The organism is Nonlabens sp., from assembly GCF_965657255.1.
Taxonomy (GTDB): domain Bacteria; phylum Bacteroidota; class Bacteroidia; order Flavobacteriales; family Flavobacteriaceae; genus Nonlabens.
In genome coordinates this window covers 1-12,715 of record NZ_CBFHNM010000015.1, presented here as the reverse complement: position 1 = coordinate 12,715, position 12,715 = coordinate 1, and the positions used below count along the sequence as shown (strand labels likewise).

General features: G+C 35.2%; 11 protein-coding genes. 7 read left to right on the top strand and 4 right to left on the bottom strand.

The genetic code is table 11. From position 1 onward, the window contains the following. The first annotated feature begins 20 nt into the window (after positions 1-20). The 5 genes from ACTF54_RS12900 (at position 21) to ACTF54_RS12880 (ending at position 6,242) form a co-directional block, all read left to right on the top strand. A complete protein-coding gene (locus ACTF54_RS12900; protein ID WP_347195254.1) occupies positions 21-2,573 on the top strand; it encodes a translocation and assembly module lipoprotein TamL in 2,553 nt (850 codons plus the stop codon). Between the two features lie 56 nt (positions 2,574-2,629). Beyond that, on the top strand, positions 2,630-3,697 hold the full coding sequence (gene fbaA / locus ACTF54_RS12895; protein ID WP_347195253.1) for a class II fructose-bisphosphate aldolase: 1,068 nt from the start codon (positions 2,630-2,632) through the stop codon (positions 3,695-3,697). Between the two features lie 57 nt (positions 3,698-3,754). After that, the gene (accD, locus tag ACTF54_RS12890; RefSeq protein WP_347195272.1) at positions 3,755-4,618 is read left to right on the top strand and encodes an acetyl-CoA carboxylase, carboxyltransferase subunit beta; all 864 of its coding nucleotides are present in this window, start codon (positions 3,755-3,757) and stop codon (positions 4,616-4,618) included. A 145-nt stretch (positions 4,619-4,763) separates the two neighbouring features. After that, positions 4,764-5,213, top strand: a complete 450-nt coding sequence (locus tag ACTF54_RS12885; protein WP_347195252.1) for a DUF4174 domain-containing protein — start codon at positions 4,764-4,766, stop codon at positions 5,211-5,213. A gap of 48 nt (positions 5,214-5,261) precedes the next feature. Next, on the top strand, positions 5,262-6,242 hold the full coding sequence (locus ACTF54_RS12880; protein ID WP_347195251.1) for a YpdA family putative bacillithiol disulfide reductase: 981 nt from the start codon (positions 5,262-5,264) through the stop codon (positions 6,240-6,242). A gap of 98 nt (positions 6,243-6,340) precedes the next feature. Here the strand turns inward: ACTF54_RS12880 and ACTF54_RS12875 are convergent, their stop codons facing one another. From ACTF54_RS12875 to ACTF54_RS12865, 3 genes are all read right to left on the bottom strand, one after another. Continuing rightward, positions 6,341-7,933, bottom strand: a complete 1,593-nt coding sequence (locus ACTF54_RS12875) for a 4Fe-4S binding protein (RefSeq protein ID WP_438969535.1) — start codon at positions 7,931-7,933, stop codon at positions 6,341-6,343. Positions 7,934-7,963: 30 nt separating this feature from the next. Next, positions 7,964-9,304, bottom strand: coding sequence for an NAD(P)/FAD-dependent oxidoreductase (locus ACTF54_RS12870; RefSeq protein ID WP_438969534.1), 1,341 nt, complete (start codon positions 9,302-9,304; stop codon positions 7,964-7,966). Between the two features lie 156 nt (positions 9,305-9,460). Further along, positions 9,461-9,598 (bottom strand): hypothetical protein, encoded by a 138-nt coding sequence (locus tag ACTF54_RS12865; RefSeq protein ID WP_347195248.1) that lies wholly within the window; start codon positions 9,596-9,598, stop codon positions 9,461-9,463. A gap of 55 nt (positions 9,599-9,653) precedes the next feature. On the opposite strand from ACTF54_RS12865, the gene ACTF54_RS12860 reads away from it, so the two are divergent. Then, on the top strand, positions 9,654-10,700 hold the full coding sequence (locus tag ACTF54_RS12860; protein ID WP_438969533.1) for a glycoside hydrolase family 113: 1,047 nt from the start codon (positions 9,654-9,656) through the stop codon (positions 10,698-10,700). Positions 10,701-10,846: 146 nt separating this feature from the next. After that, positions 10,847-12,511 carry a M1 family metallopeptidase gene (locus ACTF54_RS12855; RefSeq protein ID WP_438969532.1) on the top strand — a complete coding sequence of 555 codons (1,665 nt, stop codon included), beginning with the start codon at positions 10,847-10,849 and terminating at the stop codon, positions 12,509-12,511. Here the strand turns inward: ACTF54_RS12855 and ACTF54_RS12850 are convergent. Beyond that, positions 12,503-12,715: DUF1731 domain-containing protein (locus ACTF54_RS12850; protein WP_438969531.1), on the bottom strand; the 213-nt coding region annotated here is incomplete at its 5' end. The two genes, ACTF54_RS12855 and ACTF54_RS12850, sit on opposite strands and share 9 nt — an antisense overlap.

Genomic DNA, 12,715 nt, shown 5'->3' with positions numbered 1-12,715 from the left:
GTATTTTTGAATATTATACTATGAGAAAAACAGGACTTCATGCAAAAATAGGCTTATTTATATTGCTTATTATTATACTGGTATCGTGCGATGCAGTAAAACGTGTTCCTGAAGGTCGTAAACTTCTTGTTAAGAGTAAAATCCTCATAGACAGTGCTGCTCCATCCGACCCAAGAGTAAAAACCTTACCAACCATACAACCTAACACAAAGGTTTTAAACATCCCAATAGGCTTACATATATATAATCTTGCAAGACCACACAGAGATTCTATTTATTTAAAATGGATGAAAGAAAATCCAAAAGGATTAAAGAGACGAAACGCTATTCTTTCTGAAAAACAAACTATCGCTTTTGGACAAGGTATGGTCAACTTTAATCATTGGCTTAAAAGAACAGGACAAGCTCCTTCTTTGATAGATAAAGAGGCGATAGAAAAATCTAAAGATAGACTTAAAGCCTGGTACTGGAATCAAGGTTGGTTCAATACTGAAGTAACTCATAGAATCATAGATAGCAAAAAGGAGAAAAGAGCTGAAATAGAATATTATGTTACTAAACATGATCCTTATAAAATTGATAGCATTACTACCCAAATTGCAACGCCTGTCATAGACTCTTTGTACCAATTAGTAAAGTCTGAAAGTATTCTTCAAAAAGGAGAGCAATACTTTACTCCAGACATCAATGCCGAAAGAGATCGACTCAATTCTTATTTCCGAAATCACGGAGCATTTCACATGGAAAAAGAAAATATCAGATTTGAAGGAGATACCGTTAATACTAATCAAAAGGCAAACATTTCTTTAATTATTAAAGATCGTAAAGTTCAGGAAGGAGATTCTTCTTACACAGTCCCTTATAAAGTTCACAAAATAAGTGAAGTAAATATCATTCCAGATTATCAAGAGGCACTCATCAATAAAAAACCTGATACGTTATCGTATGGTGATTTCAATATTTTACTTTTTGGAAAACGTAAATATAGAAAGTCAATGCTAGCAAATGCTGTTTTCTTCTATCCAGGTGATATCTATAGAGATATTGATAGGGACCGCACCTACAGAAGTATTACAGAATTACAAAGTTTTCAATACCCTACTATTAGATATGATCAAGACCCTAGAGACACAACTGGGACAGATTTAATTGCAAACATCTTATTGACCTCTAAAAAGAAATTTGAATTTACTTATGGAGTAGAAACCACGCACAGTAATATACAAGCCATAGGTGTAGGTTTAAACACATCTTTATTGATAAGAAATCTCTTTAAAGGAAGTGAGTTGTTGGACATCTCATTTAGAGGTAATGTGGGCGCAAGTACCAACGCGGCAAACGGTGATACTCGATTTTTTGACCTTCAAGAATTAGGAGCAGATGCACGATTAAGCTTTCCCAGATTATTTTTACCCTTTGACGTTAGTAATTTGATCCCTAAATACATGTCACCTTCCACTAATTTCTCTGTAGGTTACTTCAGTCAGACCAATATTGGATTAGACAAACAAAGTCTTAATGGCGCTCTTACATACAACTGGAGACAATCAGATATTAAGAGTACTAGATTAGATCTGATTAATGCACAATATGTGCGCAATCTAGATCCTGGAAACTTTTTTAACGTTTATCAAAGTAGTTATGGTGGCATCAATGATATAGCAAATGATCTGAATATAAATGATCCTACTTATGTAAATGATTCCGGCAACCTTAGTATTCCTAATGGGACCAATTCATTTATCAACGATGCAATAGCAGGAAATCTAGGTGCTAACGATGAGCAGATACAAACCATAAGAAATATCAGAGAGCGTAGAAATAGGCTTTCACAAAATAATTTGATTATATCATCTAGTTACAGCTGGACTAGAAATAATCGAGAAGGTATTTATGATGATGATTTCTCAAGATTCAATTTTAGAGTAGAAGCTGCAGGAAATGTGCTTTCGGGAATCTCGAGTCTAGCTGGAATTAATAAGAATAGTGATGACAGGCGCAGTGTTTTTGGTGTAGAATATAGTCAGTATGTCAAAACTGAAGTAGATTACATAAAACACTGGCAGTATGTAAACAAACATGTGCTAGCCATAAGAGCTTATGGCGGTGTGGCAATACCTTATGGGAACTCGGACAACATTCCTTTTATAAGATCGTTTTTTGCTGGTGGTCCTAACGATAATCGAGCCTGGCAAGCCTATGAATTAGGACCTGGAAAAACTGGTGGACTTAATGACTTTAACGAGGCAAACATGAAGCTTGCGTTTAATATAGAATATAGATTCCCTATATCTGGCGCTTTTAAAGGTGCTGTGTTTGCAGACTTAGGTAATATCTATAACGTACTAGATAGTGAGGATGATCCCGACGCAATTTTTGATGGCATCAATGACTTAGAGTTTCTTGCTCTAGGAACTGGTGCAGGATTAAGATATGACTTTGGGTTTTTTGTTTTGAGATTTGATATGGGTTTCAAAACATATAATCCAGCTCTAGAAGAAAATAGAAGATGGTTTAAAGAATTAAAATTATCTCGATCTGTACTTAATGTAGGGATCAACTATCCTTTTTAACAACTTATAATTAGGCGTTAATTTTTCCTTATTTTTGCTTAACAAGAATTAAATTTATGAGTCATAATATCAAATCAGGAGTTGCCACTGGCGACCAAGTTCAAGAAATCTTTAACCATGCAAAAGCTAATGGTTACGCGCTTCCAGCTGTAAACGTCGTTGGTTCTAACACCGTAAACGCTGTAATGGAAACCGCAGCAGAGTTAAATTCTCCAGTAATCATTCAGTACTCAAATGGAGGATCTGTTTTTAACGCAGGAAAAGGTTTAAATAATGAAAATCAAAGAGCTGCAATTTTAGGCGGTATTGCTGGTGCAGAACATGTTCATAGACTTGCTGAAGCTTATGGTGCTAGTGTAATATTACATACAGACCACTGTGCAAAGAAATTACTTCCTTGGATTGATGGTTTATTAGATGCTAGTGAGGCACGCTTTCGCGAAAGCGGAAAAAGTTTATACTCTTCCCACATGATCGACCTGAGTGAAGAGCCATTAGAAGAAAACATTGAAATTTGTAAAAGATATCTAGAAAGAATGTCTAAAATGGACATGACTCTAGAAATTGAACTTGGAATTACTGGTGGTGAAGAAGATGGTGTTGACAATAGCGATGTAGATGAGTCTAAATTATACACGCAGCCAGAAGAGGTAGCCTATGCTTATGAAGAACTTAAAAAAGTAAGTGACAAATTTACCATTGCCGCAGCATTTGGTAATGTTCATGGTGTTTACAAACCTGGAAACGTAAAATTGACCCCTAAAATATTAAAGAACTCGCAAGAATATATTTCTAAGAAATATAATGTAGAACACAATCACATAGACTTTGTATTTCACGGCGGTTCTGGATCTACTCTTGAAGAAATTAGAGAAGCGATAGGTTACGGTGTTATTAAAATGAATATTGATACTGATCTACAATGGGCATTTGCAAATGGAATCAAAACCTATATGGATGATAATAATGATTTCTTACTTTCTCAAATAGGAAATCCATCTGGAGCAGACTCACCTAACAAGAAATATTATGATCCACGTAAATGGTTACGTGTAGGAGAAGAATCTTTTAAAGCAAGATTAAAACAAGCTTTTGAAGACCTGAATAATATCAACACATTATAAATTAACTGTAGCATTCATTTCAGTGATGATTAAAATGCTTTTTTTATGGAAAACAATATGGCTTGGTTTAAAAGAGATAAGAAAGGGATTACCACTCCTACAGAGGCAAAAAAGGATACTCCTAAAGGATTGTGGTACAAATCACCTACTGGTAAAATCGTAGACTCAGAGCAGCTCAAAAATAATTTTTATGTGAGTCCAGAAGATGGCTACCATGTAAGAGTAGGAAGCAATGAGTATTTTGAGATTTTATTTGATAACAATGAGTACAAAGAATTAAATGCTAATATCATTTCTAAAGATCCTCTGAAATTTGAAGATACTAAGAAATACACAGATCGCGTAGAAGCTGCGCAACAAAAGACTGGCCTTAAGGATGCCGTTAGAACTGCTGTAGGTAAATCTGAAGGTAACGATCTAGTTGTTGCTTGTATGGACTTTGCGTTTATCGGTGGTTCCATGGGTAGTGTTGTAGGAGAGAAAATTGCTCGTGCAGCAGACTATTCTTTGAAGCATAATATTCCATTTATGATCATTTCAAAATCTGGTGGAGCGCGTATGATGGAAGCAGCACTTTCATTAATGCAATTGGCAAAAACCAGTGCAAAATTGGCTCAATTAAGTGATGCAGGAATTCCTTATGTTTCTTTATGTACAGATCCTACTACTGGTGGTACAACTGCTTCATTTGCAATGTTAGGAGATATCAACATAGGAGAACCAGGAGCATTAATCGCGTTTGCTGGACCACGTGTTGTAAGAGATACTACAGGAAAGGAACTTCCAGAAGGTTTTCAAACAGCCGAGTTTCTTCTTGAAAAAGGATTTTTAGACTTTATTTGTCCTAGACATGAGTTAAAGAAAAAAGTAAACCTTTACCTCAACTTAATATTGAATAGAAAAGTAGAAGTTGTCGCTTAAAACGTTGATTAGTATAAAGATAAATCGTCTTACGAGCTTTTGCTTTTAAGGCGTTTTTTTTGTTTAAAAAATTAACCATAAAGCTCTCCTAACTAACCTGTATTAAGTTTTTAATGGATCTCATTACTATTTCCTAAATTGAAATATGAAAACAATTCTAGTTGTATTACTACTTCATATTCCTATTATGTCCTTCTCGCAAGATTTAAAAAAACATCAATGGAAAAATAGAATCCTATTAATCATAAGTCAAGAAAGTTGCACCGATGCTGCTTTTCCAGAACTTATGGTAAAGCAACATAACATGATCAAAGACTCTTTACAAGGCTATGCAGATCGTAAACTCGTTGTATATAAGATATTCCCGTTAAAATATAAATTTATGAGACCTGAGGTAAGAAAAGAATCTAAATGGTTAGAGAACTCCTCACTTTATAAAATCTATAATCCAGAAAACAAACCCTTTAAAATAGTTCTCATAGGACTAGATGGCGGCATAAAAGAGGAAAGAGATACATGGATCAACTCGCTAGAACTGTTTACAATTATTGATGGAATGTCCATGAGAAAAGCAGAAATGCGCAACAAAAAATAGCCTTTTCTTAAGATCCTTTTAGAGATCAAAAATTACCTTTGGTTTATTATGAAAAATGGTAAATTATTAGATGTCTTAATCATAGGTGCTGGACCTATAGGCATTAATTGTGCTTTGGAGGCAAAAAAGAAAAACCTATCCTACCTGATCATTGAGAAAGGACCATTAGTAAACTCACTGTACAATTACCCTTCTAACATGCAATTCTTTTCTACTAGTGAAAATTTAGAACTGGATCGTATACCGTTTATTTCTAAAGAAGCAAAACCTAGTAAACAAGAAGCTTTAGAATATTATCGCCGTATTGCTACATCAAATGAATTAAATATCAAATTATTTGAAAAAGTAGAATCTGTAGAGAAAGTTAAAAACTTTAAAGTTACCACAGATAAGTTAGTTTACCATTCTAAAAACATCATCGTTGCAACAGGCTTTTACGACCTACCTAATAAGATGAATGTTAAAGGAGAAGAACTAAAAAAAGTAACTCATTACTACGATGATCCTCATCTATATGCTTTTCAAAATGTTGCAGTAATCGGAGCTAGTAATAGTGCTGTAGACGCTGCCTTAGAGATCTATCGCAAAGGTGGTAATGTGACTATGATAATAAGAGGAAATAGCATAGGAGAAAGAGTAAAATATTGGGTGAAACCAGATATAGAAAACCGAATTAAAGAAGGCTCTATCAAAGCTTATTTTGAAAGCGAAGTAAAAGAAATATTAGAAGATAAGATCGTCATCAACCATGATGGTAAAATCATAAAAATAGCAAATGACTTTGTGGTTGCTTTGACAGGTTATCGTCCTAATTTTAGGTTTTTAACATCTATGGGAATAGATCTCGTTGGAGAAAAACAAATTCCGTCATACGATGAACAATCGATGGAAACTAACATTAAAGGTATCTTTCTTGCTGGTGTTATATGCGGTGGTGAAGAAACACATAAATGGTTTATAGAAAATAGTCGTGTACATGCTTCAAAAATCATCAATACTCTTTTAACAAAATACAAAACGCAATTTTAATTTAAAAACACCTTATCCATCTCTGAAAATAGATAAGTTACGGATTAAGGAAAAAATATTTTAGAAAATTCCGCTTTCGCGAAAGCGGAACACTTATCCTACTTATTCTTATTTAATAATTCCATCAAATCAACATCGTTTCCTAGAAGTACTTCGGTAGGATTGATACGTCCTTCTTCTGGAGCATTTTCAAGTTTTAAAACTCCGCGTGGGCAAACCGCGCTACAAATACCACAACCTACACAACTAGAGCGCACGATGTTTTCTCCTTTTTGAGCATAAGCTCTAACATCGATTCCCATCTCACAATACGTAGAACAATTACCACAAGAAATACACTGACCACCATTAGTCGTAATTCTAAAACGTGATTTAAATCGTTGCACAAACCCTAAGTAGGCAGCTAGTGGACAACCGAAACGACACCACACACGATTACCAAAAATAGGATAGAATCCAGTACCTATGACACCTGCAAAAACCGCACCTATCAAAAAACTATACACGTTCATTATGCTTTGGACCTCAATACCTAACACAGTACTTGCCTCAGTGAAAAAACCGTATAATGTGCATCCTGTCATGACTATGGCAAATAAAAGCACTCCATGTACTAACCAGCGTTCAATCTTCCACGCAAAAAGAGATTTGCTAGAATGCTGCCTGTAGGGATCGCCTAAAGTTTCAGCCAGTCCACCGCAACCACAAACCCAGCTACAATACCATCTTTTACCGAAGAAATAAACCATTACAGGAACAATTATTACCGTTAAGACGATTCCCCAAACAAGGATAAAAAGACCTAGTCCGCCACTGGAAATCAATTCTTTTAAATTCCAACTAAAGAAGAAGTCATAATCTAAAGGAAATGCATTTTTAAAATCATATCCCTTATTGTAAGACAGTTGTAAACGCACCATAATTTCTGGAATCAAAAACGCAAATACAATTTGAAAAAATAACACAGAAGTAGTTCTTAATACTTGATATTTATTATGGCGGTATTTAATGTACATTCTTACTGCCATGACTACCATAACTACACAATACATAAAACCGTAAACAAACCACTGGCCTGCAGGATTACCACTTAACCATGTACTAATAGGGTCTACTAGATACGTCCAGTTTACTGCATACTCTGACTGGAAATAAAGCACTAAATAAAAACTCACTAAAAAGATGAAAACCAGCCAAGCTATCCAGCCGCGGTTAGTAGAACTTTGATGGTAAATATGATTATTTTTAATTCCTTTTCTTCCCAAAGTAATCACTTGCGGAACAATGAACATCAATGCTCCTAAGATGCCCAAACCAAAGGTAAGCCACCACATAAGACCTTTGTTCTCCACAATAAAACCATATCCAGATGCTTTCTTTATAGCAGTAGCAAAATCATCATCACTTGCATATACTTTCTTGCTCCATTCTTTATTTTTAGTATGAACAGCATTTGCTTTCTCAATACTTTCGGCCACAACAGTTGACAGTGGTTTATAACCAGCAAAGTCTTTACCTACTATTTTAGACTGAAGATCTTCTACAAAAATCTCACTGTTGATACCTTGTTGTTCTATAAGTTGATCAAATCCTTGTTGATCCAATTTAAAGTTACCTAAAAATGGCAAACTCACAAAGATTCCAAAACCTATTAAGAAAATAACAATACCTATATGTTGAATGGCTTTCATAAAGCGACAATTAATTTTTATAATGATTGATTAAGCAAAAATGCGCTTCCAGCTTTTCTTTACTAGTTGAATATTTTTTCCGCGTTGCTTATTGTAATGGGTTATGATAGCATTTTCATGTAATTTGTAAAATTCGGGATCAAAATTAGCATCCTTTAAATAGGTCATCACCTCATCTACTTTACGACCTTCTGTAAGCCAGCGATCAAATATTTCATGACGCATACGTATTCCAAAAGTGTTGATCCCCAAAAACAAATCAGTGTCTTTGTGGTAAGCAATGGTCACACAAATCAGTTCTGTTTCATGTCGCCAGTGAAAATGTTCTTCAAAATCTGGCTTATTTCTACCACTTACCCAACCATAGGTTTGATACTCTACGTCCATAAATTTGGCACTATTGAACCAGTGACCAGGATTATACTCCATAGGATTACTACAAATAGTTTGCGCAAGCGCTTCTCCCATCATTCGTCCTGTGTACCATACTGCTTCAATAGGTCTTCTTCTACCTATCGCCTCACGTTGTTCTGCACAATCGCCTATGGCATAGATATCTTTAATACTTGTTTCAAGCAATCTGTTAACCTTGACACCTTTTCCTAATTCAATGTCAGAATCTTTTAAGAAATTAATATTAGGAGTTACTCCTGCCGTAAGACCTACCACGTCGCACTCTATGATTTCTCCAGTTTCTTTGATTTTAACAGCTTTGCATCTTCCGTTTCCATCGTCTATAATTTCCTCAAGATTAGTGCTTAATCTTAGGTCTATTCCATTTGCTAGAATCTCTTCATTAACCAGCTCGCTTTCTCCAGCAGGTAAAACACCATTCCAAAAGCTATCTTCTCTAACGAGAAACGTTACTGGTATGTGTCGTGAATGCAGCATTTCTGCCATCTCAATTCCTATCAATCCACCACCAACTATTACTGCTCGTTTACAAACTTCCTTATTTGGCGCATTTTTCTCAAGATTATCTAGATCTTGTTTGTGATATAATCCTTGAACACCATCCAGGTCTTGTCCTGGCCAGCCAAATTTATTGGGAACACTGCCTGTAGCTATAATCAATTTATCAAAATCCATCGTTTCTCCATTAGAAAAATGAAGCTGCTTTTCTTTTCCAGCTACCTTTTCTACCCAAGCTTTCTTTAACTCGATACGATTTTTCTCCCAAAACCAATTTTCATAAGGCTGCGTGTGCTCAAATTTCATGTGTCCCATATACACATACATCAGCGCTGTACGAGAAAAAAAATAATCGGTCTCGCCAGAAACTATGGTAATACGCTTATCCGAGTTTTTTCTAATGTGTCTCGCTGCAGTAACACCAGCGATACCATTACCTATAATGACTATATGTTCCATGGATTTAGGATTGATTAATTATCGATTTACAAATCAACTACTTTGCTTTAGTGAATCAATAGTGAATTGTACATTGCTTATGATATATTATTCCCTTTGTTTATATGATTCCTTGACCAGCTAGCGCAAGTATAAACATTATGTATCACATTAGTATCAGGAGAGCGTTGTTAAGTGTTCCGCTTTCGCGAAAGCGAGAACTATAAAAACATCATTATCAAAAATAAACTGGCAATACAATTGCAAGGTTTTATTCAAAGCGTTAAAATCAATATCAAGTTCAACTAATTTCATTAATTTTATAAGTCAAATGGTTACATCCATAAATTATCATTCTCCACTTATATTCATGAAGAACCTCCTATTTATAATTCTTACCATCATACTGAGTTCTTGTAACTCAGGAAACAAAGGTCTTGTTGAGAATACATCGATAATTCTAGCACCTGAAGATGCAAAAATCAATGGTATATCACTAGTTGCTACAAACCATCCTATTACAGCAGCTCAAATAAAACCTCTTGCAGATTTTAATGCAAATTATACAGCCATCATTCCTTACGCATGGATGAGAGCGCTAGATCAACCAGAAATTTTTTACAGTGAGGATCGAGGCGATTGGGGCGAGAAACCTAACGGTGTAACAATCACTAATCAGCTTTTAAATGATCAAGGAATTAGTGCTATGATAAAACCTCAAATATGGATACGACGTGGCGATTATACAGGCCATATAAAACTTACTAAAGAGGAAGACTGGCAACTATTAGAAAAAACATATTCTAGTTACATCATGCGTTTTGTAAAAATAGCCGAAGAGAAAAATATACCACTTTTTTGTATAGGTACTGAGCTAGATTCTTTTGTGGACGCTAGACCAGAATACTGGAACAATCTTATTAAAGAAATTAGATCTATTTATAAAGGTCAGCTTACCTATGCTGCAAATTGGGATAGTTACAAACGAGTACATTTTTGGAATGAACTAGACTTTATAGGTGTTGACGCTTATTTTCCTATGTGCGATCTAAAAACTCCAGACCCTGAAAACATAAATGCTAGTTGGGGAAAATGGAAAGCAGAGCTGGTTTCTGTTTCACAAAAGCACCATAACAAAAAAATTCTATTTACTGAATATGGTTACATAAGCGCAGATTTTGCTGGACGCGAACCCTGGAAAAATGCTCCAGAAGAATATGGTGTTAATCAGGAAGCTCAACAAATTCTTTATGAGGGACTTTTCAAAAATGTCTGGAATGAAAAATGGATGGCAGGTGGCTTTTTCTGGAAATACCATGCTGAAGATAGCCGATGGCATGGTTTTGAAAAACGTTTTACACCTCAAAATAAGAAAGCAGCACAAACAATTACCGATGCTTACAGAAAGTCGAGTTAGAGTAAAATCGCAATTCTCGATTTAAGTAACAAGAAAGAAGCAGAATTTATTCGGTTAAGTAAAAAGTACGCCTAAGGCGACAAAACAGATTCTTAGCGGCGTACTTCAGACCACTGGTGAGAATGATAAAGAGAAAAACAAATAGAATGAAAAGATATAAAATTTTACTAGTTGCCTTTGCCTTTCTAGGCACAAGCCATCTGGCAATTTCTCAACTTCTTCAAAATAAAAACCAATTTACAAGACAAGATACTCTAAGAGGTTCCATCACTCCAGAGCGTGCTTGGTGGGATTTAGTTCGCTACGATCTGGATGTAAAAGTGGAGCCAGAAAAAAAGTTTATCTCAGGTTCTAATACGGTAACTTATAAAGTGCTGGAGTCTCAGCAAGTCATGCAAATCGACCTTCAAGAACCTATGAAGATCACTAGAGTTTTGGGCAATAACAAAGAGCTGTCAGTAATAAAAGAAGGAAATGCTCACTTTATAACTCTAGAAAAAGAACAAAATGCAGGCGCAAAAAACAGCATCCAGATATTCTTTGAGGGAAATCCACGACAAGCAAAGAATGCACCATGGGATGGTGGTTTTTCTTGGAAGAAAGATCGTAACGGCAATCATTTTATAGCTACTTCTAATCAAGGATTAGGTGCTAGCGTGTGGTGGCCATGTAAAGATCATATGTACGACGAACCAGAAACTGGAATGACCATTGCTATAACTATACCGCAAGGATTGACAGCTGTTGCAAATGGTCGTCTTACAGATGAATCTTCTAAAGACGACGGGACTAAAACTTTTGTATGGCTGGTAGAAAATCCTATTAACAATTACGGAGTCAATATCAATATAGGTGATTATGCAAATTTCTCTGAGGTTTATGAAGGAGAAAAAGGTGTTCTAGATATGAATTATTATGTTCTTAAAGACAACCTAGAAAAAGCCAAGGAACATTTTAAAGATGCGCCTAAAATGATGAAAGCTTTTGAACATTGGTTTGGTCCTTATCCTTTTTATGAAGACAGTTTTAAACTCGTAGAAGTTCCATATTTAGGAATGGAGCACCAAAGCTCTGTCACTTATGGAAATCAGTATATGAATGGTTATTTAGGCAGCGATCTTTCTGGTAGTGGTTGGGGAATGAAATTTGACTTTATTATTATCCATGAATCTGGTCATGAGTGGTTTGCAAATAACATTACCAATAAAGATATTGCCGACATGTGGATTCATGAAAGTTTTACCGCTTATAGCGAAAGCTTATTTCTAGACTATCATTACGGCAAAAACGCAGCATCTGAATATGTAATAGGAACACGTCGCAGCATTAGAAATGATAGACCTCTTATAGGAGATTATGATGTTAATCATGAAGGTTCTGGCGATATGTATTACAAAGGAGCTAATCTGTTGCACACTTTAAGAACCATAACTAATGATGATAAGAAATGGAGAGAGATTTTACGTGGCCTCAATTCAGAGTTTTATCATCAAACAGTAACTACCGCACAAATAGAAAATTATATTGCTGATAAAATGGGATTGGATTTAAAACCTGTTTTTGATCAATACCTGAGAAATGTACGTATTCCTGTTTTAGAGTATGCCATGGTAAAAAAGAAAATGCACTACCGGTGGACTAATGTGATAGATGGTTTTGAAATGCCAATTCAAATATTAATTGATGGAAAAAGCAAATGGATAACACCTTCAACTAAAATTCAAAAGCTCAGATTACCTTCTAAAGAATCCGAATTTGATACTGTAGAAGATTTTTATGTGGAATATAAGAAGAGTGGAAAATTAAATTAGTCCGATCAAACACTCCTCAACTGTGTCATATTCAAACTCAAAACCAGCATCCATTAATCGCTGCGGATATACATACCTGCTTTTAAGAAGCAATTCGGTTTCTGTTTTTATGATGCTGCTAGCTAGTTCTAGTAACCATACTGGCTGAGAGATACCAAAAGGCATAGACAACTGTTTCCGTAAATCACTCATAAAATCTTTATT

Bases quoted from the DNA above. Each gene is read 5' to 3' on its own strand.
- ACTF54_RS12900 (WP_347195254.1), top strand. From the start codon at position 21: ATGAGAAAAACAGGACTTCATGCAAAAATAGGCTTATTTATATTGCTT.
- fbaA (WP_347195253.1), top strand. From the start codon at position 2,630: ATGAGTCATAATATCAAATCAGGAGTTGCCACTGGCGACCAAGTTCAA.
- accD (WP_347195272.1), top strand. From the start codon at position 3,755: ATGGCTTGGTTTAAAAGAGATAAGAAAGGGATTACCACTCCTACAGAG.
- ACTF54_RS12885 (WP_347195252.1), top strand. From the start codon at position 4,764: ATGAAAACAATTCTAGTTGTATTACTACTTCATATTCCTATTATGTCC.
- ACTF54_RS12880 (WP_347195251.1), top strand. From the start codon at position 5,262: ATGAAAAATGGTAAATTATTAGATGTCTTAATCATAGGTGCTGGACCT.
- ACTF54_RS12875 (WP_438969535.1), bottom strand. From the start codon at position 7,933: ATGAAAGCCATTCAACATATAGGTATTGTTATTTTCTTAATAGGTTTT.
- ACTF54_RS12870 (WP_438969534.1), bottom strand. From the start codon at position 9,304: ATGGAACATATAGTCATTATAGGTAATGGTATCGCTGGTGTTACTGCA.
- ACTF54_RS12865 (WP_347195248.1), bottom strand. From the start codon at position 9,598: ATGAAATTAGTTGAACTTGATATTGATTTTAACGCTTTGAATAAAACC.
- ACTF54_RS12860 (WP_438969533.1), top strand. From the start codon at position 9,654: ATGAAGAACCTCCTATTTATAATTCTTACCATCATACTGAGTTCTTGT.
- ACTF54_RS12855 (WP_438969532.1), top strand. From the start codon at position 10,847: ATGAAAAGATATAAAATTTTACTAGTTGCCTTTGCCTTTCTAGGCACA.